Genomic DNA, 25,849 nt, shown 5'->3' with positions numbered 1-25,849 from the left:
CGGGGGTCCTCGCCCCGGTCGTGGGGGACGGCGAGCGGAGTTCCTGACTCCCGGGGCCTCCCCCGGTCACAGTGGCGGGACCGCGCCGGATTCACACCGGCTTCCTCCTGCTGCTTCGCCGTTCGGAGGTCACCCTAACGGCAGTTAGCATCCAGTCCATGCCCACGGACCGAGTTCGCCCGGACGCCTGCCCCGGCGCCGTCGACGTGCACCAGGCCGCCGACGGCGGGCTGGCCCGCGTGCGGGTGCCCGGCGGGACGTTGAGCGCGGTCCAGTTCGACGCGGTGCGCACGGCCGCGCTGGAGCTGGGTGACGGGTTCCTCGACCTGACCTCACGGGCGAACCTGCAGGTCAGAGGCTTGCCGCCGGGCGCGGAGCACGAGCTGGGCGCCCGCCTGCGCGAGGTCGGGCTGCTGCCGTCGACGACCCACGAGCGCATCCGGAACATCGTCGCCGCGCCGCTGGACGACAACCAGGCGCTGGTCGACGCGATCGACGCGGCCCTGTGCGCGACGCCGGAGCTGGCGTCCCTGCCGGGCCGGTTCCTGGTCACGGTGGGTGGCGCGGTGAGCGGCCTGGCGGGTGACGTCGGGCTGGTCGGCGACGCGTTGTTCCTAGCAGGGCGCGACTCCGGGCTCCGCGTGACCGATCCAGTGGACGCCGTGGTGACCGCCGCGCGCGTCTTCGGCGAGATCCGCGGCGACGCGTGGCGGCTGTCCGAAGTGGACGGCGGTGTGCGGAAGATCACGGAGGCGCTGGGCGTTCCGGGCCCGCCGACGATCGAGCCGGGTGTGACGCCGGTCGCACCGGGCGTCCACGGTTCCGCCGTCGTGGCGGGGGTGCCGCTGGGCCGGTTGGACGCGCGCCTGCTCGCCGGCGCGGCGGTGCGGCTCACGCCGTGGCGCAGCCTGGTGCTGCCCGCCGGGAGCGAGACCAGCGGCCTGTTCACGTCGCCCGACTCGCCGTGGCACGGCGTCAGCGCGTGCACCGGCCGACCGGGGTGCGCCAAGGCGCTGGCCGACGTCCGCGCCGACGCGACCCGCTGGATCGGCGCCCGGTCCACGCCGGGCCGGGCGCACTGGTCGGGTTGCGCGCGCCGGTGCGGGCGGCCGACGGGCGACGTGGTGGAGTTCGTCGCGACCGGCGACGGGTACGAGGAGATCAGGTGACCAGCTACATCAAGGACGGCGCGGAGATCTACCGCCGGTCCTTCGCCACCATCCGGGCCGAGGCCGACCTGGCGCGGTTCCCGGCGGACGTGGCGCGGGTGGTGGTGCGGATGATCCACGCCTGCGGGATGGTCGACCTCGTCACCGACGTCGACCACTCGCCGAACGTGGTCCGCGACGCCCGCGCGGCGCTGCTGGCCGGCGCGCCGGTCCTGTGCGACGCGCAGATGGTGGCGGCGGGCGTGACGCGGCGCAGGCTGCCCGCGGACAACGAGGTCGTGTGCGCGTTGGGCGACCCGCGCGTGCCGGGGCTGGCGGCGGAGCTGGGCAACACCCGCAGCGCGGCGGCGTTGGAGCTGTGGCGCGGCAAGCTGGACGGCGCGGTGGTGGCCATCGGCAACGCGCCGACCGCGTTGTTCCACCTGCTGGACATGGTGGCGGCGGGCGCGCCGCGACCGGCCGCCGTGCTGGGCGTGCCGGTCGGGTTCATCGGGGCGGCCGAGTCGAAGGACGCGTTGGCGGCCAACGACCTGGGGCTGGAGTACCTGGTCGTGCGCGGGCGGCGGGGCGGCAGCGCCATGACCGCGGCGGCGATCAACGCGATCGCGAGCGAGGACGAATGACGGGCAAGCTGTACGGCGTCGGGGTGGGTCCGGGCGACCCGGAGCTGGTGACCGTCAAGGCGGCACGGCTGATCGGCGAGGCGGACGTGGTGGTGTTCCACAGCGCCCGCCACGGGCGGAGCGTGGCGCGCCGGATCGCGGAGCCGTACCTGCGCGCGGGGCAGGTCGAGGAGCAGCTGGTCTACCCGGTCACCACCGAGGACTCCGACGACTACCAGGGCGAGATCGACGCGTTCTACGAGGAGTGCGCGGCGCGGTTGGCCGCCCACCTCGACGCGGGCCGCGTGGTCGTGGTGCTGGCGGCGGGCGACCCGTTCTTCTACGGGTCGTACATGCACCTGCACAAGCGGTTGGCGCACCGGTACGACGCCGAGGTGGTGCCGGGCGTGACGTCGGTCAGCGCGGGTTCCGCCGTGATCGGCCGGCCGCTCGTGGAGCGGGACGAGGTGCTGACCGTGCTGCCGGGGACGTTGTCCGCGGACGCGCTGGTGGAGCACCTGTCGGGCGGCGACCCCGTGGCGATCATGAAGCTGGGCCGGACGTTCCCGCGGGTGCGGGAGGCGTTGGCGCGGGCGGGGCGGCTGGACGAGGCCTGGTACGTGGAGCGGGCCACGACCGGCGCGCAGCGGACCGCGCCGCTGTCCGAAGTGGACGCCGACGGCGTGCCGTACTTCTCGCTGGCGTTGCTGCCGAGCAAGCCGCCGGGCAAGCCCGTGACGGCTTCCGGGCACAGGGGCGAGGTCGTGGTGGTGGGGCTCGGCCCCGCCGGACCCGAGTGGCTGACGCCGGAGGCGCGGCGGGCGCTGGCCGGGGCGGACGACCTGGTCGGGTACGTGACGTACCTGAACCGCGTGCCGGTCGACCCGCGGCAGCGGCGGCACGCGTCGGACAACAAGGTGGAGGCCGAGCGGGCCGCGTTCGCGCTGGACCTGGCCAAGCGGGGACGGCGGGTCGCGGTGGTGTCGTCGGGCGACCCCGGCGTGTTCGCGATGGCCAGCGCGGTGCTGGAGGTGGCGACCGAGGAGCAGTTCGCGGACGTGCCGGTGACGGTGCTGCCGGGGTTGACCGCCGCGCACGCCGTGGCGAGCCGGGTCGGCGCGCCGCTGGGGCACGACTACTGCGTGGTGTCGCTGTCGGACCGGCTCAAGCCGTGGGACGTGATCGAGGAGCGGCTGGAGGCGGCGGCGAAGGCCGACCTGGTGCTGGCGATCTACAACCCGGCCTCGCGCAGCCGGACGTGGCAGGTGGAGAAGGCGCGCGACCTGCTGTTGCGGCACCGCTCCCCCGACACCCCGGTGGTCGTCGGGCGGGACGTCGGCGGGCCGGAGGAGACGGTGCGGGTGGTGCGGCTGGCCGAGCTGGACGCGTCCACTGTGGACATGCGCTGCCTGCTGCTGATCGGCTCGTCGCAGACCACCGTCAGCGCCCGCGGCACGGTGTTCACCCCGCGCCGCTACCCCGGGTGAGCCACGCGACGGCCTCGGCCACCGTCTCCACCAGCGGCGCCGGCGGTGGCGGTGGCCGGCGCACGACGACGACGGGGACGCCGAGGTGACGGGCGGCGGTCAGCTTGGCCGCCGTCATGGGGCCGCCGCTGTCCTTGGTGACCAGCACCTCGACCCGGTGCTCGCGCATCAGCGCGACCTCGCCGTCCACTGTGTACGGTCCGCGGTCCAGCACGAGGTCGAGGCGGGGGTTCGGCGGGTCGGGCGGGTCGACCGTGCGCGCGACACCGCTGGTGAACGCGCCCAGCTCCTGTCGTCCGGTGGTGATGAACGCCCGGCGGCCCGCCACGAGCGCGGCGGCCTCGGCGACGCTGTCCACGTACCGCCAGTCGTCCTCGGGCGGCCAGCCGGGACGGCGCAGGACCAGGAACGGGGTGCCGGTCGCGGTGGTCGCGGCGAGGGCGTTCGCGGTGATGCGGTCGGCGAACGGGTGAGTGGCGTCGATGACCGCGTCGACCCGCTCGGCCCGGAGGTAGGCGACGAGCCCGTCCACGCCGCCGAACCCGCCGATCCGCACCTCGCCCGCCGGCAGCCTCGGGTGGGCCACCCGACCGGCCAGGGACGACACGACCCTCGCCGACGTGAGCGCGGCGGCGAGTTCCCGGGCCTCGCCGGTGCCACCCAGTACCAGCACGGTCTTCACCACTGTTGCATCCTGGCACCGTGAGCACGAACCTGCGCTACGGCTGGACGACGGGCGCCTGCGCCACCGCCGCGACCACGGCGGCGTACACGGCGCTGCTCACCGGCGAGTTCCCCGACCCGGTGGGGATCGTGCTGCCGAAGGGGCAGACGCCGACGTTCGCGCTGGCCCGCGAATCGCTGCACGGGGACCGGGCGTTCGCGGCGGTCGTGAAGGACGCGGGCGACGACCCGGACGTCACGCACGGCGCGCTGGTCGGCGTCACGGTCCGGCACGGCGCGCCCGGCTCCGGGGTCGTGTTCGAGGCCGGTCCCGGGGTGGGCACGGTCACCAAGCCGGGCCTGCCGCTGCCGGTCGGCGAGCCCGCGATCAACCCCGTGCCGCGGCGGATGATGCGCGAGCACGTGGCGCGCGTGGCGGCCGAGCACGGCGGCAGCGGCGACGTCGTCCTGTCGGTCTCGGTCGAGCACGGCGAGGAGCTGGCGCGCCGGACGTGGAACCCGCGGCTGGGCATCCTGGGCGGGCTGTCGATCCTCGGCACGACGGGGATCGTGGTGCCGTACTCGTGCTCGGCGTGGATCGACAGCATCCGGCGCGGGATCGACGTGGCGCGGGCGCAGGGGTACCGGCACGTGGCCGGGTGCACCGGCAGCACGTCGGAGAAGGTGGCGGCCGAGGTGCACGGGCTGCCCGAGGACGCGTTGCTGGACATGGGCGACTTCGCCGGCGCGGTGCTGAAGTACCTGCGCCGCCACCCCGTGCCGAGGCTGACCGTGGCGGGCGGGATCGGGAAGCTGTCCAAGCTGGCGGACGGGCACCTCGACCTCCACTCGCGGCGTTCCCAGGTGAACCTGGGCTTCCTGGCGTCGCTGGTGGACGACCCGGCGCTGGCCGCCGCCGTGACGGAGGCCAACACCGCGCTCGGGGCGTTGCACGTGTGCCAGGCGGCGGGCGTGCCGCTGGGCGACCTGGTCGCGGCGCGGGCCAAGGCGACGGCCGACGACGTCCTGCGCGGCGCTCCCGTCTCCGTGGACGTGATCGTGATCGACCGGGCGGGGACCGTCGTCGGCCGCGCGTGATCCACAGCCACCGGTCGGCGGGCCGTTGGCGTCGGTCCCCGTCGGTAGAATGGAAATCGGGGGGATCCCCGTGCCCCCGGTGCCCGCGAAGCGCCTTTCGAAGCGCCTCACGAAGCCCTCACGGAGCGCCTCACGAACGGCAGCGGGTCGTGGAGTAGAGGTGGCTGTCCGGGAAGCCCTCGGCCGCCAGCACCCGGCCCACGACGATGACGGCGGTCCGCTTGACGCCCGCGGCGAGCACCTGCCCGGCGATGTCGGCGAGGGTGCCGCGCAGGACCACCTCGTCGTTACGGCTGGCCCGCGCGACCACGGCGACCGGGCAGTCCGCGCCGTAGTTCGGCAGCAGGTCGGCCACCACCTCCTCGATCCGCTGCACGGCCAGGTGCAGCACGATCGTGGACCGCGACCGGCCCAGCGACGCCAGGTCCTCCCCCGGCGGCATGGGGGTGGCCCGGGCCGACGTGCGGGTGAGGATCACGGTCTGGCCGACGCCGGGGACGGTCAGCTCGCGGTTGAGCGACGCGGCGGCGGCGGCGAAGGCGGGCACGCCCGGCGTGACGTCGTACGGGATGCCCAGGGCGTCCAGCCGCCGCATCTGCTCGGCCACCGCGCTGAACACCGACGGGTCGCCGGAGTGCAGGCGGGCCACGTCGTGCCCGGCGGCGTGCGCGGCGGCGAGCTCGTCCGTGATCCGGTCGAGGTCGAGGTTGGCCGTGTCGACCAGGCGGGCGCCCGGCGGGCAGTGGTCGAGGACGTCGACCGGCACCAGCGCGCCCGCGTACAGGCAGACCGGGGACTCGGCGATGAGCCGCGCCGCCCGCAGGGTCAGCAGGTCGGCCGCGCCTGGCCCGGCGCCGATGAAGTGGACGGTCACACCTTCTCCTCAGCGACGTTCTCCTTGGCGACCACCCAGGTGGTCACGGGCATCTGCGGGCGCCAGCCGGTGAAGCCGCCGATCGCGGCCGCCCGGCTCACCTCGATCCGGCTCAGGTCGCCGCCCAGCCGGCCGTGCCAGCGCGTCAGCACGGCCTCCGACTCCAGCGTCACGGCGTTGGCCACCAGCCGCCCGCCGGGCTTCAGGGCGGCCCAGCAGCGTTCGACCACGCCTTCGGCGGTGAGCCCGCCGCCGATGAACACGGCGTCGGGCGGCTCCAGCTCCAACGCGCCCGGCGACGTGCCGACGACGACCTCGATGCCCGGCACGCCCAACGCGGTGGCGTTGCGCGTGATGCGCGCGGCCCGCTCGGGGTGCTGCTCCACGGCGATCGCCCGGCAGCTCGGGTGGGTCCGGCACCACTCGACGGCGATGCTGCCGGCGCCCGCGCCGACGTCCCACAGCAGCTCGCCGGGACGGGGCGCGAGCAGCGCCAACGTCACCGCCCGCACCTCCCGCTTGGTGAGCTGGCCGTCGTGCTCGTAGGTGTCGTCGGGCCGGCCGGGGACGAGGGACGCGCCGTCCGCGCCGCACTCGACCGCGAGGACGTGCAGCGGGTCGGCGTCGTCGAGCGCGTGGTGCACCCGCTCCCCCGGCCCGCCCAGCTGCTCCAGCACGGTCAGCCGCGCGTCCGGCGCCAGGGCGGCCACCTCGCGCGGGTCGCCGCCGAGCACGAGCACGCGCCGGCCGGGGTGCAGGTGCGGGACGAGGAGCGCGGCGGGCTTGCCGACCAGGCTGACGACGGCGACGTCGTCCAGCGCCCAGCCGAGCCGCGCGCACGCCAGCGACGCCGACGACGGGTGCGGCACCACGCGCACGTGCCCGGCGCCCAGCAGCCGGACCAGGGTCGTGCCGATGCCGTGGAACATCGGGTCGCCGCTGGCCAGCACGCCGACCCGCCGGCCGGAGTACCGGGACAGCAGCCCGGGCAGCGCCGGGACCAGCGGTGACGGCCACGGGACCCGGTCGAACGCGCCGGGGACCAGGTCCAGTTGCCGGCTGCTGCCGAGCAGCACCTCGCACGCCTCGATCTCGCGCCGGGACGCGGGCGGCAGGCCGTCCCAGCCGTCGGCCCCGATGCCGACGACGGTGATGTTCACACCGTCCCCAGCACGCGCGTGACGGCGATCTCGATCACCACGCGCTCGGGGTTGGGGCGCGGCGTCCGGTAGCGCTCGGCGTACCGCCGCACGGCGTCCTCCACCGCGTCGGACGACTGCCGGACGACGGCCCGGCCCTCCAGCGTCGACCAGCGGCGTCCGTCCACCTGGCACACGGCGGCGGGCACGCCCGCGTCACCGGCGGCGAGTATCCGGCGGACCTTGTGCGAGCCGCGCGAGCTGATCACCCGGGCGGTGGCGGTGTCCACGTCCAGCGTGACGCCGACCGGCACGACGTGCGGGGTGCCGTCCGCCCGGACGGTGGTCAGCGTGCACAGGTGGCGCTCGGTCCAGAACGCGCGGAAGTCCTCGCCCTTGGTCGACAACATGCGTGCATCATGCGGCACGCGCGGGCTAGGGTGGAAAACGTGACGCGTCGATTTAGCCGCCCCCGGCCGGGAGACCCCGTCGTCGGGGCCCGCGGCGTGCGCTAGTTCACGTGGTCCCGGTGGCGGACCGGCTCGGGGGACTCCTCTCCTGCCCGTCCACCAGCCCTCGAAGGGACCACCCGCGATGCCTCGCGACCTCAGCGACCCCACGTACGGGCCGCATGCCGTGCAACTGCTGGTAGCCGACATACTCGCCGCCCTGCCGGGAGACGTGCGCGTGCTGCGCGATCACCCGGAGGTGTCGGTCGACGACAACTACACGGCGTTGGGCTACCCGCCGGACGCCGTCACGCGTGACGCGAGCTACACCCGCTACACCGGCCCCGGCCGGATGCTGCGCAGCCACACGACCCCCGCGACCCACCCGTACACGACGGCCGGGCGGCAGGTCGACGTGCTGGTGGACGGCGAGTGGCTGGAGGTCGCCGAGTGCGGCCTGGCGGCGCGGCACGTGCTGCGGCGGGCGTGGCTGCCCGACGACGTGCACGGTCTCGCGCTGGGCGCCGGGCTGGACCGGTTGCTGATGCTGCGCAAGGGCGTCCCGGACATCCGCCTGCTGTCGTCGGAGGACCCGAGGGTGGCCGCGCAGATGCTCGACCTCACGCCGTACCGGCCGGTGTCGCGGCACCCGGCGATCACGCGGGACATCTCGGTGGCGGTGGACCCCGGCGCGGACGCCGAGACGATCGGCGACGCCGTCCGCGCCGTGATCGGGGACGTGGTGGAGGAGGTCGTGGTGGTGAGCGAGACACCGGTGCGCGACCTGCCGGAGGCGGCCGTGGCGCGGCTCGGCGCGCGGCCGGAGCAGCGGAACGTGCTGCTGCGCCTGGTCCTGCGCCACCTGACCCGCACGCTGACCGACGACGAGGCGAACGCCGCGCGTGACGCCGCCCACGCGGCCGTGCACCAAGGCGACCAGCCCTTGGTGCCGGTGTCCTGAGACGACCCGGTCGGTGGACGGAGGAGATGTTCCCGAAGGGGGGCCGCCCCGCCCACCGGCCGGGTCGTCAGGCCCGTACCTCGTTGAGGTAGTTGTAGATCGTGTACCGGGTCACGCCGAGGACGCCCGCGAGGTAGTCGACGGAGTCGCGGATGAGGAACAGGCCCGCCTCGTCCAGCACGCGGACGACCTGGGACTTGTGGGACTTCTTCATCAGCTCGACGGGCACCCCGACGGCGGCGACGGCGCGTTCCACGAGCAGGCGTTGGAGGGTGTCGACGTCGCCGGGGAACGCCTCGACGGCCGACACGGCGTGGTCGGGCCGGCGGTCGGGGCCGGGATCGCTGTTCACGCACAGGCAGCCCACGGCGACGCCGCGGTCGTCGCGCAAAAACACGGTGGACGAGCGGATCACCCGGCCGTCCGGGGCGTACGTCTCGTACCCCGCGAGGTCCTGCGTGGTGCCGCGGCGGACGAGGCCGAGCAGCAGGTCCGTCATCGGGCCGCCGACCTTGCGTCCGGTGAGGTCGCCCGCGATGGCGATGATCGAGTTGGGCAGCGCGCCCAGGTCGTGCAGGACGACCTCGGTGCCCGGTCCGACCGCCTCGGCCAGGCTGTTCACCGTGGGGATCAACGCGGTGAGCACGTCGGACGTCACGGCGGGCGCCGGCGTGGCGGCGCCCGGGACGGCCTTCGGCGCGCGGATCTCCTTCAGCGCGGCGGCGAAGCGGGCGATCGTGTCCGGGGTCGTGGAGGCGTGCGGCGACAGGCGGACGTGCTCCGGCCGCACGGTCGCCGTCACGCCCGCGTCCACGAGCGCCGCGCCGACCACGGACGGCGGGTGGTCGGGCAGGGTGAAGGCGAGGATGCCCGCGCGGCGGTCCACCGCGGACACCACCTCGCCGCCGGCCGCGCGGACGGCCTCGGCCAGCTCGTCGGACCGGTCGCGCACGGCGTCGTCGAGCGCGGCGACCCCGGCCAGCTCGACCAGCTCCAGCGCGGCGGCCAGCGCGCCCGCGGCGACCGGGCTCAGGTTCGTGATCGACCAGCCGGCCGCGCCCTCGCCGACCGGGTGGATCGCGTTGTCGAACAGCCCGGCGTCCTCGGCGCCCGTCCAGCCGGACAGCACGGGGTCCAGCCGGTCCAGCGCCCGGTCGGACAGCGCCATGAACCCGGTGGACCACCCGGCCCGCAGCCACTTCTGGCCGCCGACGACCAGCACGTCCGCCGCTTCCCACGGCTCGTCCACCACGCCGAAGCCCTGGATGCCGTCCACGACGAGCAGCCGGTCACCGACCACCTCCCGCAACGCCGCCAGGTCGGCCCGGTGCCCGGTGCGGAAGTCCACCGCGCTCACCGCCACGGCCTTCGTCGCGGGCGTCAACGCCGCGCGCACGGCGTCCGCCGTCACCGGGCCGGGCGGCAGCCACGACACGTCGACGCGCGGCGACCGCGCCCACGGGTAGGTGTTCGCCGGGAACTCCCCCGCCGACACCAGCACCTCGCCGGTCACGCCCAGCGCCACCTGGAACAGCCCGGTGCTGGTGTTCGGCAGCAGCGCCACGTGGTCGGTGTCGCCCCGGCACAGCCGCGCCACCGCCGCCCTGGCCCGCAGCTCCTGGCGCATGAGGTCGTCCACCGTCGCCGGACCGGCCGCCGCCGACGTCTCCAGCAGCCGGGTCGACTCCACGACGACCGCGTGCGACGGCGGCCCGAAGCGGGCGAAGTCCAGGTACCCCTCCGGCTCGTGGAACTGGACGAGGTACGAGGACGGGATGCGCATGACCACCTAGAGCACCTTCGCGAGGAACTGCTGCGTGCGTTGCTGTCGCGGATTGTCCAGCACCTGGCCCGGCGGCCCGGTCTCGACCACCGCGCCGTCCACCAGGAACACCACCGAGTCGGCGACCTGCCGGGCGAACCCGATCTCGTGCGTCACCACGATCATGGTCATGCCGTCCCGCGCCAGGTCGGCCATCACGTCCAGCACCTCGCCGACCAGCTCCGGGTCCAGCGCCGACGTGGGCTCGTCGAACAGCATCAGCTTCGGCCGCATCGCGAGCGCCCGCGCGATCGCCACGCGCTGCTGCTGGCCGCCGGACAGCTGGTGCGGGTAGGCGTCCGCCTTGTCGGCCAGCCCGACCCGGTCCAGCAGCGCCCGTGCCTGCTCGACCGCCGCCTTCCGGGGCGTCCGCAGCACGTGCACGGGTCCTTCTGCGACGTTCTCCACCGCCGTGCGGTGCGGGAACAGGTTGAACCGCTGGAACACCATGCCGATGCCCCGCCGCTGCCGCGCCACCTCCCGCTCGCGCAGCTCGTGCAACCTGCCGCCGCGCGCGGTGAACCCGACCGGCTGACCGTCGACCCAGATCCGGCCCGCGTCGATCGTCTCCAGGTGGTTCACGCAGCGCAGGAACGTCGACTTGCCCGCGCCGGACGGCCCGAGCAGGCACACGACCTGGCCCGCGTCCACCGAGAGGTCGACGCCCCGGAGCACTTCCGCGTGCCCGAACGACTTCCGCACGCCGACCGCCCGCACGAGGCTCACCGGGCCACCCCCTTGCCGTAGTGCCGCTCCAGGAAGTGCTGCCCGACGCTCGCCACGCTGACCACGACCATGTACCACGCGGCGGCGGCCAGCAGCGTCTCCATGATCTGGAGGTTGCGCGAGGCGATGTTGTTGGCGGCGTGGATGAGCTCCAGGAACCCGATGACGGACGCCATCGAGGTGCCCTTGAGCATGTTGATGAAGTTGTTGCCGGTCGGCGGGATGATCACGCGCATGGCCTGCGGCAGCACGACCCGACGCAACGTGGTCGCGGGCGTCATGCCGATCGCCTTGGCCGCCTCGACCTGGCCGTGGTCCACGCTGTTCAGGCCGGCCCGCACGATCTCCGCCATGTACGCGCTCTCGTTGAGGCCGAGCCCGAGCAGCGCCGCCACGAACGCGGTGACCAGGACGTTGGTCTTCTCCTCGAACAGGCCGGGGATGGAGATGTTCTCGAAGACCAGCGCCAGGTTGAACCACAGCAGGATCTGCAGCAGCACCGGCAGGCCCCGGAACAGCCACACGTACCCGGCGGCGAACCAGCGGGCGACGGGGTTGGCCGAGCGGCGCAGCAGCGCGATCACGACGCCGAGCACGATCGCGCCCGCCTGCGCGGTCACCGCCAGCACCACCGTGTTGACCAGGCCGCGCAGCATGATGTCGTGGGTGAAGAACCCCGGCACGGCCGCGTAGTCGATCTTCGCGTCGGCCAGCGCCCAGCCCAGGGCGCCGAGCAGGGCCAGGATCACCGCCCCTCCGACCCACCGCCCCCAGTGGCGCAGCGGGACGACGACCAGGTCGTCACCGGCCTCCGCCACCGAGGTGTCACCGGCCATTGACGGTCACCTCGGTGATCGCGCCCTGCTCGACGTCCCAGGCGGCGAGGACCTTGCCGTACGTGCCGTCGTCCACCAGGGTTTGCAGCGCCTTCCGGATGGCCGCGGTCAGCTCCGGGGTGTTCTTGTTGACGCCGATGCCGTACGGGCCGCCGTTGATCGGCGCCAGGTCCACGACCTCGAAGAACTCGCCGTCCCCCGCGGTCTTGGCGACGTAGACGGCGGTCGGCAGGTCGTTGAGGATGGCGGCGACGCGGCCGGTGCGGAGCTGGTTCTGGTTCTGGGTGTCGCTGTCGGTGGCGGTGACCTGGATCGGGTCGCCGGACAGGCAGCGGAACTCCTTGGCGTAGGTCTCCTGGCTGGAGCCGAGGTTGACCGCGACCGACTTGCCGCACAGGTCGTCCGGGCCCTTGATGCCCGCCGGGTTGCCCTTCTGCACCATGATCGTGATGCCGGACGTGAAGTAGTCCACGAAGTCGATCGCCTGCTGCCGCTCGGGCGTGTCGTTCATCGCGGCCATCGTCACGTCGATCCGGCCGGCCTGCAGGCTCGTGATGAGCGACCCGAACGCCATGTCCTGGTGCTCGACGGTCAGGCCGAGCTTGCGCGCGACCGCCTTGACCAGGTCGACCTCGGAGCCGACCGGGGTGGTGCCGTCGGCGGCGTAGAAGTTGTTCGGCGGGTTCTGGATGTTGGAGCCGACGCGCAGCCTGCCCGCCTTCGCGACCGCCTCGGGCAGGGTCGCGGCCAGCGCGTCGTCCTTCGTCACCGCCTCCACGATCGCCGCCGTCGACGGCAGGTCGTCGGCCGGGCCCGCGGGGCGGTCCTCGGCGGGCGCACCGCACGCGACCAGCGCGAACAGGGACAGGGCGAGCGCTGCGGTCCGGCGCACGGGACACCTCCTGCGATCGGGTGGCCCGAAAGTTACAACCAATCGTTGAAGGCGTCCACAATTTGTTGAAGGGAATGCGGCGGGGTGTCGGTATCGTTGCCCTGGGTACGAGGGGGCCACCCCCAATGTCCACAGCAAGGAGGACCCATGGCCACCGTGGAGCTGACCGCGGAGAACTTCGACGAGGTTGTCGGCGGCTCCGAGATGGTCCTCGTCGACTTCTGGGCAGCGTGGTGCGGTCCGTGCCGCCAGTTCGCCCCGACCTACGAGAAGTCCGCCGAGAAGCACACCGACATCGTGTTCGGCAAGGTCGACACCGAGGCGCAGCAGCAGCTCGCCGCGGCGTTCCAGATCCGGTCGATCCCGACCCTGATGATCGTGCGTGACGGCGTCGTCCTCTACGCCCAGCCCGGCGCCCTGCCGGAGTCGGCGTTGGAGGACCTGATCGACCAGGCCCGCAAGGTCGACATGGAGGACGTCCGCAAGCAGGTCGCGGAAGCGGCCGCCGAGCAGCAGGGCTGATCCGACCAGGGCCGACCGGACGGGCGGCGTGAGCCGCTAGTCCATCGCACGCGTGTCGCGGGGCGGGGCCACCGGGTCCTCACCGGTGGACTCCCCCGTCGCCATGCGCCGGCCGCGCTCCAGCTCCGCGTCCAGTTCCGCGCCGAGCAGCAGCGCGATGTTCGAGATCCACAGCCACACCAGGAACACGATCACACCGGCCAGCGAGCCGTAGGTCTTGTTGTACGACCCGAAGTTGGCCACGTACAGCGCGAACCCGAGCGACGCCAGCACCCACGCCAGCACGGCCAGCAGCCCGCCCGGCGTGATCCACAGCCAGCTCGGCTGCCGCACGTTCGGCGACGCCCAGTACAGCAGGCCGATGGCGAGGCTCGCGAGCAGGAACAGCACGGGCCACTTGGCGATGTCCCACACCGTCACGAACGTCGAACCGAGCCCGAGCACCTCGCCCAGCCACTCGGCCACCCCGCCGGTGAGCGTGACGCCCAGCGCGGTCAGCGCCAGCAGCACCACCACGCCGACGGTCAGCCCCAGCCGCAGCGGGATCACCTTCCAGAACGGCCGGCCCTCCTCGACGTCGTAGATCGAGTTCGACGCGCGCATGAACGCGCCCACGTACCCCGAGGCCGACCACAGCGCCGTCACCAGGCCGACGATCGCGAGCAGCCCGCTGGCCTGCGACTTCTGCAGGTTCTCGATGGCGCCCGCGATGGTGTCCTTCGCCTCGCCCGGACCGAGCGCGTCCAGACTGTCCACAATGGTCCTGGTCGTGTCGGGGCCGACCAGCCCGAGCAGCGCCGTCAGCAGCAGCAGGCCGGGGAACAGCGACAACACCGCGTAATAGGTCAGCGCCGCCGCCCAGTCGGTGAGGTTGTCGTCGTTGAACTCCTTGGCCGTCCGCTTCAGCACAGCCCACCAGGACCGCTTCGGCAGCTTCGTGGGCGCATCGGGGTGCGTCATGGGCGTGGGGGTTCCCACGAACACGGTGCGTACACCCACGCCTTTTCGGGTAGTCGTGGGTCGAGTGAGAGAGGAGACGGCCATGAGTCACGTCGCCACGGACCACGGGACCAGTCGCGTCACGAACCGTGAACCGTCGACCGCCGAACTGGTGAATCGGCTGTCCGAGCAGGTGAGCCGCCTGGCCCGGGACGAGATCCGGCTGGCCGTCGCCGAGATGCGCACGAAGGGCAAGCGCGTCGGCGCCGGAGCCGGTCTGCTCGGCGGTGCCGGCGTGCTGGCCTGGTTCGGCCTCATGACGGTGATCGCGGGCGTGGTGCTCCTCCTGGCCACGACCATGCCGGCGTGGATCGCGGCGTTCATCGTCGCGGCGGCTGTCTTCGTCATCGCGGGCGTGCTCGCGCTGGTCGGCCGCAAGCAGCTGGAACGCGGCACACCGCCCGTGCCGGAAGAGGCCATCGCGGGCGTCAAGAAGGACATCGCCACCGTGAGCGAGAGGGCACACCGATGAACGGCAAGGACGTCCCCACCGATCCGGACGAGCTGCGGGCCGACGTCGAGCAGACCCGGCGCGAGCTCGGCGACACGGTGGAAGCGCTGGTGCACAAGGCGGACGTGCCGGCGCGGGTGAAGGAGAAGGCGCACGAGCGGGTGGACAAGGTGAAGGAGAAGGCGACGCGGGCCAACGCGGCGGTGGCGGGCGCGGCGGGCAAGACGACCGCCGCGGTCGGCCAGGCCACCGACAAGGCCGGTGCGAAGGCGGGCAAGGTCGGCGCGGCCGCCGGGGAGAAGGCGGGCGAGGTCGGCCAGAAGGCGGGCGAGGTCGGCCAGAAGGCGGGCGAGGTGGCGGCGCAGGTGGGACAGAAGGCGAGTGCCGTGGCGGGTGCGGCGGCCGAGAAGGCGAGCGCGGTGGCCGGGGTCGCCGCCGAGAAGGCGAACGAGGTCGGCCAGAAGGCCGGCGCGGTCGCCGGCGTGGCGGCGGCGAAGGCCGGCGAGGTCGGCGAGAAGGCGAGCGCCGTGGCGAGCCAGGTGGGCCAGAAGGCCGGCGTGGTGGCCGAGCAGGTCGGCCAGAAGGCGACCGTCGTCGCCGGGCAGGTCGGCGAGAAGGCCGCGCACGCGGTGGAGGCGTTGCCGCCGCCCGTGCAGCACCGCGTCGAACAGGGCGTCGAGCAGGCGCGCCGGCACCCGGCGGCGGTCGCGGCGGCGGTCGCGGCGATCGTGGTGGTGCTGTGGAAGCTGATGCGGAGGGGGCGCTAGCCGTGAACGTGAACAAGCTGCTCTACCGGCCGCTCGGAATGCTGTTCGGCGTGCTCGGCGGTCTGGCCGCCAGCGCGCTGTTCGGCCAGGTCTGGAAGCTGATCACCGGCACGAAGGAAGCGCCCACGCCCACCCAGAAGGACCGCGGCTGGGGCGAGGTGCTGCTGGCCGCGTCCATCCAGGGCGCGATCTTCGGCCTGGTCAAGGCGGCGATCGACCGGGGCGGCGCGACGGGCTACGACAAGCTCACCGGCGAGTGGCCCGGCGACAAGAACAAGTACGACGGCGACTGACGCCGGCAGGCCGAACGGACCGCCGTCCCGCACGGCGGTCCGTTCCGCTGTCTCCGGCCGTCGCGCGGCTGGGTCCTGCCCGCTAGGACGGCGGCTCGTCCGCGCGTCCGCGCCGCTCGTCGTCGTCGAGGAACTGCTCGGGGTCCACGTCGAGGTTCGGCGGCTCCGGCGTGCCGGGCGAGTGCGGCGGATCGGGGTTGATGGGCCCCTCCGTCTCGGCCAGGTCGTCCTCGCGGCGGTCTTCGATCGGCTCTCCGGGTTCGGTCATGGGCACGAGGTACCCGGCCGGCCACCCCTCAATCAGAACCGGGGCGGCCGCTTCTCCAGGAACGCCGCCACGCCCTCCGCGTACTCCGGGCTGTGCACCGCCTCGTCGTAGAGCGCGCGCACGGCGTCGTCCTCGTCGTGCTGCCCGTCGGTGATCCGGTTGACGATGTGCTTCGCGCCGCGCACGCTGACCTGCGCGCGGGCGGCGATCGTCTCCGACAGGGCCTTGACCCGAGCCTCCAGCGCGTCCGCCGGGTGCACCTCGTTGACCAGGCCGATCCGCAGCGCGGTGGCCGCGTCCACGATCTCGCCGCTGAACAGGATCTGCTTCGCCCACGCCGGGCCGACCACGTCCACCAGCTGCTTGGTGGACGTGAGGTTGTAGACGATGCCGAGCTTGGCGGGCGTGATGCCGAACCGGGCGTCCGCCGCCGCCAGCCGCAGGTCGCAGGCCAGCGCGATCTCGCAGCCGCCGCCGATGCAGAACCCCGTGATGGCGGCGATCGTGGGCTTGCCGAGGGTGGCGAGGGCGCGTTCCCCGTTGTGCACGGCCTCGCCGTACCGGGCCGCGCCGTCCGCGCCCTTGCGGAGGGTGGAGAACTCGCTGATGTCCGCGCCGGCCGAGAAGTGCTCCCCGCCCCGGACGACCAGCACGCGCACCGCGTCGTCGTCCCGCACCCGGGCCAGCAGGCCGGGCAGGGCGGACCACATCTCGTAGCTCATGGCGTTGCGCTTGGCCGGGCGGTCGATGGTCAACGTCGCCACCGGGCCTGCGGTGTCGAGCCTCAGCGTCATTACCGGAGAGTAAGTCCTGGCCGCCCGCCGCACGGGGTGACGGCCCTCACCCGGTCGGGGCGCCCCGCGTTCCGTCACGCGACGCACGTGCGTCCGGACACGCGGGGCGCCGCTGACCGCTACCGGTAGGCGTTGCGCGTGTAGGTCAGGCTGAACGCGCCGCGGTTGGCGAAGTACACGGACACCACGTACGCAGGGTCGGTGGCGAGGAGGCCGCGCTGGACGTCGGCGCCGTCGTTGCCGTCGTCCCAGCCCCACGCGGAGTTGGCGGAGTTGTCCTTGCCGTTGTCGCCGCGGAACGTGCCCCAGCTCGCGAACGTCGTGGAGCTGTTGCGCTGCGCCCAGAGCCCGCCGGCGGCGAACGTGTCCACCAGCCGGTAGCCGACGGACCGGTCGTTGCCGCTCGACGGCACCTCGCCGGTCGCGCTCGGCACGTACACCACGCCGTCGCCGCCGGGGAACTCCGCGCCGTTCCACGCGTACAGGCCGTGGCCCTTGGCTTCCTGGCGCGTGGTCGGCCGGGTGCCCTGGAGGCGGAGCGTGCCGTCGATGCTCTCCCGACCGGACGTGAACGTGCTGCCTGCCGGGACGTACGAGTAGAAGTCGCTGTGCGCCACCGTGATCACGGCTTCGAGCCGGCCGAACGTCGAGCCGTCCTTGCGGACCGTCGCCAGCATGCCCTCCATGTCGTTCTCGTGGGTGAACTGCTCGAACGGGTCGGCGAAGTCCTCCCAGTCACGCGGGTGGTAGAAGCTGTAGACCAGGAACCAGTGGGTCGAGGTCTCCACCACGGAGTAGTAGGCGGCGCCGGTGAGGCGGGCGAGCGAGTCGTCCTGCGCCTCCCAGTTGTCCAGGGTGTTCCACTCGCCGTCGAAGTCCACAGTGGACAGGTAGTCGGCGTCGTAGTCCGACGAGTCGGTGTCCTGGTAGTGGACCGGCGCCCAGTGGAACGCCAGCTCGGCGTCGGTCGCCGCGTGGGCCGGGGTCGTGAGGAACGTCGAGAGGGCGACGGCCGCGAGCAGGGACGCGGCGATCTTGCGGGCGGGGGTCGGGCGTGCGGGAGTCACGCGTGCAGGGGACAAGCTCCACCTCCGTCGGGGTTGCCCGTGGGAGCCAACGGGCCGCGGTGAACCCTGTGGTGAAGCGGTGGCCAACACAAGGGGTGATTCAGGTGATCATTTTCCGAGTGGTTCGCCCCCCGATTCGGGAACCCGTTCGGCCGGCGCGACTTCCACCGGATCGGTGGTTGCGCCCGGCCGTTCCCGGCCATCGGGGGCGCGGTGCTGGGTGCCGCCGAGCCGGGGCGGCGACTCGGACACGTGCGACACGCGCCGTCACCGGCCCGCGAGATCCCAACCGTGGAATTCACCCGAACGGGTTGTCTCGTCCTCTCAGGACACTCGTGCGGGTTTACGGTGAGCGACCGAGGGGCCGATCCCGAGGAGCTGGTATGACCACCGCCGCCGCCACCGAAGTGGAAGAACTCGTGCGCGCCACGCTGGCCGCCCACCCGTCGATGTACCTGGCCACGGCGGGCAGCTCCGGCCCGTGGGTCAACGGCGTCTTCTTCGCCGAGACCGACCTGTTCACGCTGAACCTCGTGCTGGAGCAGCGGGGCCGCACGCTGACCGCCATCCGGGAGAACCCGGTGGTGGCCGTGGTGGTGTCCACCGGCTCGCCGCAGGACCCGTTCCTCCAGGCCCAGGCCGACGTGGAGGTCGTGAGCGGGGCGGAGGACGAGGAGGTGCGCCGGGTGCTGGTGGAGAAGGTGCCCGCCGCCGCGGCGTTCCTCGGCGCGCCGATCGTGGCGGCCCGCCTGGGCGTGCGCTCGTGGCGGGCCACCGACGTGCCCCGGGGCTGGCTGCCCGGCCGTCAGCTCCCGAACCCGGCGCTCCAGCCCTAGCCACCCGCCGACAGGACTACGCCCTCCCGCACCCGGCGTGGGAGAGGTCGGCGGCGGGGAGGCGTCCCGGCGCGCCCAGGGTGGGACGGTCAGGCCCCGTCGACGGGGACCTCGCGCACCCTGACCACCGGTCCCCCGTCGTCGTCGGCCGGCTCGACCTCCACGGCGAACCGGCGCTCCGGGAACCTCTCCCGGAGCGCGCCGCCCCACGACCTCACCAGCAGCGCCGCCAGGGCGTCGAGGCTCGCGTCGAGGTCGTCCCCGTCGTGCAAGGCCATCTGGAACACGACCCCGAGGTCGACCTCGCCGTGCTCCGCGGCCACGGACCACCGCTCCGCCCGGCTCAGCCGCTCCCAGTCCACCGAACGCCGACCGCGCAGCAGGTACTCGCGGTGCTCGGACACCCGGTCGGCGTCCCACGGCAGCAGCACGTACACGCACCCGTCCAGTTCGAGGAAGTCCGGCCACGTGATCCGCGCCGCCAGGACCTGGGCCGTCGGGCTGGACCACAGCACGTTCTCCCAGTCCGGCCGCCCCATCTCGGACAGTCGGATCGAGTCGGTCGTCATCACGTCCTCCGCGCGCTGCGGGCGGGTCAGGCCGCCGGGAACATCCTGGCCATGCCGGGCGGCGGGGTGAACGGGCGGCGGCGGTTCGGGCGTTGGGACAGGCGGTCGGCCACCACCCACAGGACGGCGGCGTTGTAGCCGTAACCGAGGTGGCTGGACACCACCGCCACGTTCTCCCACCTCGGGCCGGGAGCGGAGACGCACGTCCGCCACGCCACGATCCCGTCCGACTTCGAGTACACCGACGTCGACGGCACGGGGAACGGCGGGCGGGTGTGCTCGGGCGGCGGCAGGTCCGCGCCCGACACGTAGAACCGGGCCAGCAGGCGGTACACCGGGTTGACGCGGGTCTGCCGCAGGTCGGTCATCGCGTACGGGCTGCCGAGCGTGATCACCTGGCGGACCATGCCGGGGTGCTCGCGGGCCAGTTCGCGGGCGAAGATGCCGCCCAGCGACCAGCCGACGATGCTCACCTTGCCGCCGACGGCGAGTTCCCGCAGCAGGTCGCGCATCCCGCGCACGACCGCCACGGACGGGCCGATGTTCAGCCCGAGGCCCCAGCCGTGCACGTCGTAGCCGAGGCCGGTGAGGAACCTGCGCAGCATCACGGTGGACGCGTCGGTCGCACCGAGGCCGGGCAGGACCAGCACGGTGTGCCCGTCGCCGCTGGGCGCGGCGCGGAGCAACGAGCGGCTGGCCGCGAACTGGCCGAGGCCGACCGCCGTGCGGGTCGGCTCGGTGAGGTACCAGAGCAGGCCCGGTGCGGAACCGGTGGTGGACCACGGGTCGGGGTGGTCGGTCGTGGTGTCCGGCGGGACGTCCGGCAGTGCTGACATGGCCCCTCCCCCGCTCCGCGTCGAGCGTGCCCCAGGTAACCATGATGTTGCGGAACGGTGGTTTGCGCCAGTACCGGCGAGTCTCGATTCGTGCGGGGGTGCGCCTGGACCACGGGGAACGCGCGGGCCTACGGTCGCCGCATGGACCGGATGAGCGCCATGGACGCGGGTTTCTTCTTCATCGAGGACGAGAACGTGCCCATGCACGTCGGCTCGGTCCTGGTGTTCGAAGGTCCGGCGCCGTCGTACGGCGACGTGGTACGGCTCTTCGCCGCCAAGCTGGGCACCGTGCCGCGCTACCGGCAGCGGGTCAAGGCGCTCCCGCTGCACGTCGGCCGCCCGGTGTGGGTGGACGACGAGCACTTCCAGATCCTGTACCACGTCCGGCACACCGCCGTGCCGTCGCCGGGCGCGGACGACCAGCTGCGCAACCTCGCCGGACGGCTGTTCGCGCAGCGCCTCGACATGTCCAAGCCCCTGTGGGAGGTGTGGCTGGTCGAGGGCTTGGAGGACGGCCGGTGGGCGATCATCTCCAAGGTCCACCACTGCCTGATCGACGGCATCGCCGGCACCGACCTGATGACCGTGCTGCTGGACTGGCGCGAGGACTCGCCACTCCCGGAACCGACGCGGTGGACGCCGAAGCCGAACCCGTCGACGGTGGACCTCGTCGTGGACGGCGTGCGCGACGCCGTCCTCACGCCGATCACGCACCTGGCCAAGTTCCCGGCGATGGCCCGGCGGCTGCGCAGCGGCTCGGAGGTGCTGGACATCGGCCGGGCCGTCCTGGGCAGCCTGCCGACGACCGCCCGACGGCTCGCCGTCAGCACCCCGAAGACGTTGAACGGGCCGATCGGACCGCACCGCCGGTGGGTGTGGGCCAAGGCCGACCTCGCCGAGCTCAAGACCGTCCGCAAGGTCACCGGCGGGACGGTGAACGACGTCATCCTGACCGCCGTCACCCGCGGGTTCCGCGACCTCCTCGCCAAGCGCGACGAGTTGGCCGACGGGCAGGTGGTCCGCACCATGGTGCCGGTGTCGGTGCGCTCCTCCGCCGAGCGCGGCGTGCTCACCAACCGGGTCAGCGCCGTGCTGGTCAACCTGCCGGTCAGCGACCCCGACCCGTTGGCGCGCCTCGCGTCGATCCGCGAGCAGATGGACGACCTGAAGAGCAGCCGCCAGGCAGCCGGCGCGGACGTGCTCACCGGCCTGTCCAACTTCACCGCGCCCACGCTGCTCGCGCTCGGCTCGCGCACCGCCGTGCGCTTCCCCCAGCACCTCCTCCAGACCGTCACCACCAACGTTCCCGGCCCGCGCATCCCGTTGTTCATGCTGGGCAGGCGGCTCGCCGAGATCTACCCGTACGTCCCGATCGCCAGCACCATGCGGATCAGCGTCGGCATCTTCTCCTACCTCGGGCAGGTCACGTTCGGGATCAACGCCGACTTCGACGGCGTCCCGGACGTGCAGGTGCTCGCCGACGGCATCCGCGCCGGCTTCGACGAACTCGTCACGGCGACCGCCGACTGAGCTGGTCCGCCGCCACCGCGCCCGCCAGCTCCACCGCCTCCGCCGCCGCCTCGCTGATCTTGGTCAGCGCCCGCGGGTCGGCGTACAGCTCCACGTCCTGACCGATCTTGAACACCACCGCTCCCCCTCCCGGCTCGATCTCGTAGTTGATCCACACATCACCCGGAACCTGCGCCCACAGGTGCACCTGCGCCCGACCCATCCCACGGCCTCCCGATCGTCAGCTCTGTTATGATCGTGGCCAGGATTGCTAATATTATCAAGTCGCACAACCTGATCGGGTGAACGATCATGCCAACATCGCCGTCCGTGGCAGGGTGGGAGCTGGGCCTGCGCCTGCGGGAGCGTCGCGAACTCCTGGACGTCACCGCCGTGTCCGCCGGGCGAGCCATCGGCACGAGCCAGTCCTACATCTCGGGCGTCGAGAACGGGAAGCTCAAGATCAACGCGCGCAAGCTCGCCGAGCTCGCCGCCGTGCTGGAGTTCGACGAGGCCGAGACCGAAGAGCTGCAGGCGCTCCGCGAGGAGGCCGGCAAGCGCGCGTGGTGGAGCCCCTACTCGGCCATGTTCAGCGCGGAAGTGCTGCGGTACTTCGGTTTCGAGGCGGGCGCCGAGAGCATCCGCGCGTACAGCGCGGGCATGATCACCAGCCTGCTCCAGACCGAGGACTACGCCATGGCCATCATGAACGGTGGCGCGCCGAGCATCCGGCTGGCGGAGGCGAGCCGCCGCGTCGAGGTGCGGATGAAGCGGCAGCAGCGGCTCGACGGCGACGACCCGGTCCACCTCACCACGGTGATCACCGAATCGGGGCTGCGGCAGATGGTCGGCGGGCGCACCGTGATGGCGGCCCAGCTCAGGCACCTGGCCCGGAAGATCACCGAGCATCCGGACACGATCGACGTGCGGGTCGTGCCGTTCAGCGCCGACTACCACAACGCGATCGGCGGATCGACCTTCTACCTCCTCGGTTTCGCCAGCAGCAGGCTGCCCGACCTGGTGTGGCAGGAGACCGTGTCGACCACCGATCTGATCGATCAACCCATGCGCGTCCGCGAGTACAGTCTGGCCCACAGCCAGGCACTGGATTTCGCGCTCGACCGGGCCGCGTCGCTGGACCTGGTCGAGGAGATCGCCAAGGAGCTCGGATGAGCAACCCCGTCGACCGCACGGGCTGGTTCAAGTCCAGTCGCAGCGCCGAGAACCCGGCCTGCGTCGAGGTCCGGTTCGCGCCCGACGCGACCGCCGTCCGGGACTCGAAGGACCCCGGCGGCCCGGTGCTGACGTTCTCCCGAGCCGCCTGGGTCACGTTCGTCCGGCGCTGATCAGGCGAGCCAGTCCTTGATCCGCCGCGCCACCAGCTCCGGCACTTCCAGCTGCGGGACGTGGCCGACGCCGTCCAGCACCTCGAACCGCCACGACGGGTTGCGGCGGGCGGCGGCCCGAGCCGACGCAAGCGGCACCAGGCGGTCCTTCTCGCCGGCCATCAGGTAGACCGGCACCCGGATGCGGCTCATCGCCGTGTAGTACCGGCGGCTGGTCGCGCCCGTCCACACGACCGAGCGGGCCGCGCCGAGGAACGCCTCGTCCAGGCCGGGCACCTCGGCCCGCTGCTCCAGCAGCGTCATGGACGCGAGGATCATCTCCTCCGGCACGGCCTTGGGGTTGGCGCACACGAGATTCAGCACCCGCTTCACCTGCCGGCGCGTCGACACGCCCTGGCGCGACTTCGCCAAGAACCACTGCCCGAGCCCCGGCACGGCGTACATCGCGAACGCCGCCGCCACCTGCGGGTCGAGGCGCACGCCCAGCGGCAGCGGCACGGCCGGGTCCAGCAGGGCCAGCGCGGTGACCGAGGCGGGCCGGCGGGCGGCGTGCAGGATGGAGATCATCCCGCCCATCGAGTTGCCGACGAGCACCACCGGCTCGCCGACCACCTCGGCGAGGAACCGGTCGAGCAGCCGGGCGTTCGCGGGCACGGTCGTGGAGCGGCCCTCGGGGTGGGTGAGGCCGAATCCGGCCAGGTCGACGGCCAGCACCCGGTGACGGTCGACCAGGTGCGGCGCGAGCAGGCACCAGTTGAGGTGCGACCCGCCGAGCCCGTGCACGAGCACCACCGGCGGCCCCTCGCCGCCGAAGTCGACGTAGTGCACCGGACCGTCGAGGTCGACGTACCGGCTCGTCCCGCCCCAGTGGTCGAGTGTGGTCATACCGGTCAGTATGTCCCGGACGGGTGCCCGTACAGACCCGGCCCCTCGATCGCGACCCGCGCGAGGAACGCGGCGGAGGCGTCGTAGGACGCGGCGATCAGCTCCGCGGTGTGGCCGAAGTCGAGCGGGGTGACCGGCTGGACGGGCGGTCCGGGCAGGTAGACGACCGGCACGTCCGCCGACGCCAGCTCGGCCTCCAGCACGGCCTGGTTGCGGGTGCTCAGCGTCGCCCAGAACAGCAGGGTCTCGGCCAGCGTCGCCGGCACGACCGGCAGGTGGCCGGGGAACGCGCAGTCCAGCACGACCAGCGACTTCGCGCCCATTGCCAGGGCCTGGCGGATGGGCACGTTCGCGAGCACGCCACCGTCGTAGAGGACGTGCCCGTCGCGGTGGGCGGGCGGGTAGATGCCGGGGATGGCGCTGCTGGCGAGCACCGCCGACACCAGGTCGCCCGAGGTGAGGGTGACGGCGGTGCCGGTCACCGAGTCCACCGCGACCGCGCCGAACGGCAGGGTCAGCTCGGCGAAGTCCCGCGCGCCGCCCAGCCCGAACCCGAGGACCTCGGCCAGCCCGGTGTTGGTGAACAGGTGGGTCTTGTGCTGCCGCAACGTCCTGGCCTGCGCGAGGAGGCCGCCGGGGAAGACGCGGGCGCGGGTCATGTGCCGCCAGATCGCGCCGAGCCGCTCGAAAGCGTTCGCCGGGTCGAGGGCGAGCAGCGAGCCGTTGACCGAGCCGACGGACGTGCCGACGACGAGGTCCGGCGCGACGCCGTGCTCGGCCAGGGCCCGGAGCATGCCGACCTGGCCCGCGCCCAGGCTGCCGCCACCACCGAGCACGAACCCGACCGGTCCGGGGAGGTCCACCACGGCGCGGATCGTCCCACCGGCGCGTCCGGGTTCGCTCACCGGAGCGGGTTCGGGCGGCCGTGTTCGCTGGTCACATTCGGCGGCTCGGGCTCGGCGGCTCGGGCTCAACGCCTCCTGCGCGGCCGCTCCGGCCCGGCGGCTCGGCCGCCCAGGCTCGGCGGCTCGGGTGCCCAGGCCGGGCGGCCTGGATGCGGGCGCTCCGGTCAGGTGGTCGGCGGGTCAGGTGGTCGGCGGCCCGGCGGCGATCCGGTCGCGCACGGCGTCGACGGTGGTCTCCCAGTCGGACTCGATCCACCAGGTCGCACCGGCCTCGGCCCACTCCGCCACGCTGGTCGCCTTGCCCTCGGCGATCACGTCGTAGCCGTCCCACGGCAGGCCGAGCGACGCCCGCAGCTCCCGCGCCTCCGCCACGACGGCGGCCAGCTCCTCCGGGCTCGACGGGCCGCGCGCGCCCTCGGCGGCGATCACGTTGGGCAGCAGGCCGTCCCACGCCACCGCACGGCGCATCGACCGGGGACGGCCGAACGCGCCCACCACCCACACCGGCACGCGCGGCCGCTGCACGGGCGGCGGCGGTGGGAAGAAGTCCGTCTCCCGCACGTCGTAACGCCGGCCCTGGAACGAGAACGGCTGCCCGCGCATCAGCCCGTCGTACACGGCGAGCCCTTCGTCCAGCAGCAACGCGCGCTCGGCGCGGCTCGTCTCGCGCTCGAACGCCGTCCAGCCGGGGTGCAGCGCGCCCAACCCGACGGACAGCTGCACGCGCCCGCCGGACAGCCGGTCGAGGGTGGCGACCTTGGACGCCACGTCCCACGGCTTGAACCGGGGCAGCGGCGTGAGCATCGTCCCCAGCCGCACCGACGACGTGTGCATCGCCGCCGCCGTCAACGCCACCCACGCGTCGACGCCCCACACCGACTCGGCCAGGAACACCCCGTCCCACCCGCAGGATTCCGCCAGTTCCGCGCACGCCACCACGTCGGGCGCGTCGAAGAACGGCAACACGATTCCACAACGCATACCGGCAGCCTCCCACTCACGCGTCCGTTCGCGACGGTCACCGGGGCAACGGCGAGGCGCGCCGGGGCGCACGATCGTGGTTCGCCGGGCAGGGCACAATGGC

General features: G+C 73.2%; 31 protein-coding genes and 1 riboswitch. Of the genes, 13 read left to right on the top strand and 18 right to left on the bottom strand.

The window, feature by feature from the left end:
- Positions 1-17: 17 nt before the first annotated feature.
- Positions 18-147, bottom strand: a riboswitch (cobalamin riboswitch).
- Positions 148-158: 11 nt separating this feature from the next.
- From ACRAKH_RS11515 to ACRAKH_RS11505, 3 genes are read left to right on the top strand one after another with little or no spacing between them, the layout of a single operon-like run.
- Positions 159-1,169, top strand: a complete 1,011-nt coding sequence (locus tag ACRAKH_RS11515) for a hypothetical protein (RefSeq protein WP_380723217.1) — start codon at positions 159-161, stop codon at positions 1,167-1,169.
- Positions 1,166-1,792: a precorrin-8X methylmutase gene (locus ACRAKH_RS11510; RefSeq protein WP_380723218.1), complete on the top strand. Its 627-nt coding sequence runs from the start codon at positions 1,166-1,168 to the stop codon at positions 1,790-1,792. The genes ACRAKH_RS11515 and ACRAKH_RS11510 overlap by 4 nt, the downstream gene beginning before the upstream one ends.
- Positions 1,789-3,258: a precorrin-3B C(17)-methyltransferase gene (locus tag ACRAKH_RS11505; protein ID WP_380723220.1), complete on the top strand. Its 1,470-nt coding sequence runs from the start codon at positions 1,789-1,791 to the stop codon at positions 3,256-3,258. The genes ACRAKH_RS11510 and ACRAKH_RS11505 overlap by 4 nt, the downstream gene beginning before the upstream one ends.
- Here ACRAKH_RS11505 and ACRAKH_RS11500 read toward each other — a convergent pair.
- Positions 3,233-3,931, bottom strand: coding sequence for a cobalt-precorrin-6A reductase (locus ACRAKH_RS11500; RefSeq protein WP_380723222.1), 699 nt, complete (start codon positions 3,929-3,931; stop codon positions 3,233-3,235). The genes ACRAKH_RS11505 and ACRAKH_RS11500 overlap by 26 nt on opposite strands.
- Positions 3,932-3,960: 29 nt before the next feature.
- Between ACRAKH_RS11500 and ACRAKH_RS11495 the strand changes: the two genes are divergently transcribed.
- On the top strand, positions 3,961-5,019 hold the full coding sequence (locus ACRAKH_RS11495; RefSeq protein WP_380723224.1) for a cobalt-precorrin-5B (C(1))-methyltransferase: 1,059 nt from the start codon (positions 3,961-3,963) through the stop codon (positions 5,017-5,019).
- A gap of 130 nt (positions 5,020-5,149) precedes the next feature.
- Here the strand turns inward: ACRAKH_RS11495 and cobM are convergent, their stop codons facing one another.
- Genes cobM through ACRAKH_RS11480 form a run of 3 tightly spaced genes read right to left on the bottom strand, consistent with a single transcriptional unit; the run spans position 5,150 to position 7,442 of the window.
- Positions 5,150-5,893, bottom strand: coding sequence for a precorrin-4 C(11)-methyltransferase (gene cobM / locus ACRAKH_RS11490; RefSeq protein ID WP_380723226.1), 744 nt, complete (start codon positions 5,891-5,893; stop codon positions 5,150-5,152).
- The gene (gene cbiE / locus ACRAKH_RS11485) at positions 5,890-7,053 is read right to left on the bottom strand and encodes a precorrin-6y C5,15-methyltransferase (decarboxylating) subunit CbiE (protein WP_447009800.1); all 1,164 of its coding nucleotides are present in this window, start codon (positions 7,051-7,053) and stop codon (positions 5,890-5,892) included. The genes cobM and cbiE overlap by 4 nt, the downstream gene beginning before the upstream one ends.
- Positions 7,050-7,442, bottom strand: a complete 393-nt coding sequence (locus tag ACRAKH_RS11480; protein WP_380730419.1) for a pyridoxamine 5'-phosphate oxidase family protein — start codon at positions 7,440-7,442, stop codon at positions 7,050-7,052. Before ACRAKH_RS11480 ends, cbiE begins: the two co-directional genes overlap by 4 nt.
- A gap of 184 nt (positions 7,443-7,626) precedes the next feature.
- Between ACRAKH_RS11480 and ACRAKH_RS11475 the strand changes: the two genes are divergently transcribed.
- Positions 7,627-8,442, top strand: a complete 816-nt coding sequence (locus tag ACRAKH_RS11475) for a tRNA ligase subunit PheS family protein (protein ID WP_380730417.1) — start codon at positions 7,627-7,629, stop codon at positions 8,440-8,442.
- A gap of 67 nt (positions 8,443-8,509) precedes the next feature.
- On the opposite strand, the gene ACRAKH_RS11470 is transcribed toward ACRAKH_RS11475, so the two are convergent.
- The 4 genes from ACRAKH_RS11470 to ACRAKH_RS11455 are packed head-to-tail and all read right to left on the bottom strand — an operon-like array spanning position 8,510 to position 12,718.
- A complete protein-coding gene (locus ACRAKH_RS11470; RefSeq protein ID WP_447009961.1) occupies positions 8,510-10,225 on the bottom strand; it encodes an aminotransferase class V-fold PLP-dependent enzyme in 1,716 nt (571 codons plus the stop codon).
- A 6-nt stretch (positions 10,226-10,231) separates the two neighbouring features.
- Positions 10,232-10,990 (bottom strand): amino acid ABC transporter ATP-binding protein, encoded by a 759-nt coding sequence (locus ACRAKH_RS11465; protein WP_380725793.1) that lies wholly within the window; start codon positions 10,988-10,990, stop codon positions 10,232-10,234.
- Entirely contained in the window at positions 10,987-11,826 is an 840-nt protein-coding gene (locus ACRAKH_RS11460) for an amino acid ABC transporter permease (RefSeq protein WP_380725795.1), read from the bottom strand. The genes ACRAKH_RS11465 and ACRAKH_RS11460 overlap by 4 nt, the downstream gene beginning before the upstream one ends.
- A complete protein-coding gene (locus ACRAKH_RS11455; protein ID WP_380725797.1) occupies positions 11,816-12,718 on the bottom strand; it encodes an ABC transporter substrate-binding protein in 903 nt (300 codons plus the stop codon). Before ACRAKH_RS11455 ends, ACRAKH_RS11460 begins: the two co-directional genes overlap by 11 nt.
- Positions 12,719-12,865: 147 nt before the next feature.
- Here ACRAKH_RS11455 and trxA point away from each other — a divergent pair, with 147 nt between their 5' ends.
- Positions 12,866-13,240 (top strand): thioredoxin, encoded by a 375-nt coding sequence (trxA, locus tag ACRAKH_RS11450; RefSeq protein WP_380725799.1) that lies wholly within the window; start codon positions 12,866-12,868, stop codon positions 13,238-13,240.
- 36 nt (positions 13,241-13,276) lie between these two features.
- Here the strand turns inward: trxA and ACRAKH_RS11445 are convergent, their stop codons facing one another.
- Entirely contained in the window at positions 13,277-14,200 is a 924-nt protein-coding gene (locus tag ACRAKH_RS11445; RefSeq protein WP_380725801.1) for a YihY/virulence factor BrkB family protein, read from the bottom strand.
- An 82-nt stretch (positions 14,201-14,282) separates the two neighbouring features.
- On the opposite strand from ACRAKH_RS11445, the gene ACRAKH_RS11440 reads away from it, so the two are divergent.
- The 3 genes from ACRAKH_RS11440 to ACRAKH_RS11430 are packed head-to-tail and all read left to right on the top strand — an operon-like array spanning position 14,283 to position 15,750.
- Positions 14,283-14,711, top strand: a complete 429-nt coding sequence (locus tag ACRAKH_RS11440) for a phage holin family protein (RefSeq protein WP_447009799.1) — start codon at positions 14,283-14,285, stop codon at positions 14,709-14,711.
- On the top strand, positions 14,708-15,457 hold the full coding sequence (locus ACRAKH_RS11435; protein WP_447009798.1) for a DUF3618 domain-containing protein: 750 nt from the start codon (positions 14,708-14,710) through the stop codon (positions 15,455-15,457). The genes ACRAKH_RS11440 and ACRAKH_RS11435 overlap by 4 nt, the downstream gene beginning before the upstream one ends.
- Before the next feature lie 2 nt (positions 15,458-15,459).
- Positions 15,460-15,750, top strand: coding sequence for a DUF4235 domain-containing protein (locus ACRAKH_RS11430; RefSeq protein ID WP_380725807.1), 291 nt, complete (start codon positions 15,460-15,462; stop codon positions 15,748-15,750).
- Positions 15,751-15,832: 82 nt separating this feature from the next.
- On the opposite strand, the gene ACRAKH_RS11425 is transcribed toward ACRAKH_RS11430, so the two are convergent.
- From ACRAKH_RS11425 to ACRAKH_RS11415, 3 genes are all read right to left on the bottom strand, one after another.
- Entirely contained in the window at positions 15,833-16,018 is a 186-nt protein-coding gene (locus tag ACRAKH_RS11425; RefSeq protein WP_380725809.1) for a hypothetical protein, read from the bottom strand.
- Between the two features lie 32 nt (positions 16,019-16,050).
- Positions 16,051-16,812 (bottom strand): enoyl-CoA hydratase/isomerase family protein, encoded by a 762-nt coding sequence (locus tag ACRAKH_RS11420; protein ID WP_380725811.1) that lies wholly within the window; start codon positions 16,810-16,812, stop codon positions 16,051-16,053.
- A 119-nt stretch (positions 16,813-16,931) separates the two neighbouring features.
- Complete coding sequence (locus ACRAKH_RS11415) at positions 16,932-17,879, bottom strand: hypothetical protein (protein ID WP_380725813.1); 948 nt, start codon at positions 17,877-17,879, stop codon at positions 16,932-16,934.
- A gap of 383 nt (positions 17,880-18,262) precedes the next feature.
- On the opposite strand from ACRAKH_RS11415, the gene ACRAKH_RS11410 reads away from it, so the two are divergent.
- Complete coding sequence (locus ACRAKH_RS11410) at positions 18,263-18,715, top strand: pyridoxamine 5'-phosphate oxidase family protein (RefSeq protein ID WP_380725815.1); 453 nt, start codon at positions 18,263-18,265, stop codon at positions 18,713-18,715.
- Between the two features lie 89 nt (positions 18,716-18,804).
- Here ACRAKH_RS11410 and ACRAKH_RS11405 read toward each other — a convergent pair whose 3' ends face one another.
- Both ACRAKH_RS11405 and ACRAKH_RS11400 read right to left on the bottom strand, forming a co-directional pair.
- Complete coding sequence (locus tag ACRAKH_RS11405) at positions 18,805-19,284, bottom strand: hypothetical protein (RefSeq protein ID WP_380725817.1); 480 nt, start codon at positions 19,282-19,284, stop codon at positions 18,805-18,807.
- A gap of 26 nt (positions 19,285-19,310) precedes the next feature.
- Entirely contained in the window at positions 19,311-20,120 is an 810-nt protein-coding gene (locus ACRAKH_RS11400; RefSeq protein WP_380725819.1) for a lipase family alpha/beta hydrolase, read from the bottom strand.
- Between the two features lie 141 nt (positions 20,121-20,261).
- Here ACRAKH_RS11400 and ACRAKH_RS11395 point away from each other — a divergent pair, with 141 nt between their 5' ends.
- Positions 20,262-21,650 carry a WS/DGAT/MGAT family O-acyltransferase gene (locus ACRAKH_RS11395; RefSeq protein WP_380725821.1) on the top strand — a complete coding sequence of 463 codons (1,389 nt, stop codon included), beginning with the start codon at positions 20,262-20,264 and terminating at the stop codon, positions 21,648-21,650.
- Here ACRAKH_RS11395 and ACRAKH_RS11390 read toward each other — a convergent pair.
- Complete coding sequence (locus tag ACRAKH_RS11390; RefSeq protein ID WP_380725823.1) at positions 21,631-21,852, bottom strand: hypothetical protein; 222 nt, start codon at positions 21,850-21,852, stop codon at positions 21,631-21,633. The genes ACRAKH_RS11395 and ACRAKH_RS11390 overlap by 20 nt on opposite strands.
- A 107-nt stretch (positions 21,853-21,959) precedes the next feature.
- On the opposite strand from ACRAKH_RS11390, the gene ACRAKH_RS11385 reads away from it, so the two are divergent.
- Positions 21,960-22,802 carry a helix-turn-helix domain-containing protein gene (locus tag ACRAKH_RS11385; protein ID WP_380725825.1) on the top strand — a complete coding sequence of 281 codons (843 nt, stop codon included), beginning with the start codon at positions 21,960-21,962 and terminating at the stop codon, positions 22,800-22,802.
- Positions 22,799-22,975, top strand: coding sequence for a DUF397 domain-containing protein (locus ACRAKH_RS11380; protein WP_380725827.1), 177 nt, complete (start codon positions 22,799-22,801; stop codon positions 22,973-22,975). Before ACRAKH_RS11385 ends, ACRAKH_RS11380 begins: the two co-directional genes overlap by 4 nt.
- Here ACRAKH_RS11380 and ACRAKH_RS11375 read toward each other — a convergent pair whose 3' ends face one another.
- The 3 genes from ACRAKH_RS11375 to ACRAKH_RS11365 form a co-directional block, all read right to left on the bottom strand.
- Positions 22,976-23,860 (bottom strand): alpha/beta fold hydrolase, encoded by an 885-nt coding sequence (locus tag ACRAKH_RS11375; RefSeq protein WP_380725829.1) that lies wholly within the window; start codon positions 23,858-23,860, stop codon positions 22,976-22,978.
- A gap of 5 nt (positions 23,861-23,865) precedes the next feature.
- On the bottom strand, positions 23,866-24,765 hold the full coding sequence (locus tag ACRAKH_RS11370) for a patatin-like phospholipase family protein (RefSeq protein WP_380725831.1): 900 nt from the start codon (positions 24,763-24,765) through the stop codon (positions 23,866-23,868).
- A gap of 180 nt (positions 24,766-24,945) precedes the next feature.
- The gene (locus ACRAKH_RS11365) at positions 24,946-25,746 is read right to left on the bottom strand and encodes an LLM class flavin-dependent oxidoreductase (RefSeq protein WP_380725832.1); all 801 of its coding nucleotides are present in this window, start codon (positions 25,744-25,746) and stop codon (positions 24,946-24,948) included.
- Positions 25,747-25,849: the final 103 nt, after the last annotated feature.

This window comes from Saccharothrix hoggarensis (genome assembly GCF_052936025.1).
The sequence above is the reverse complement of the archived record's forward strand: the minus strand, read 5'-3'. Positions and strand labels throughout refer to the sequence as shown.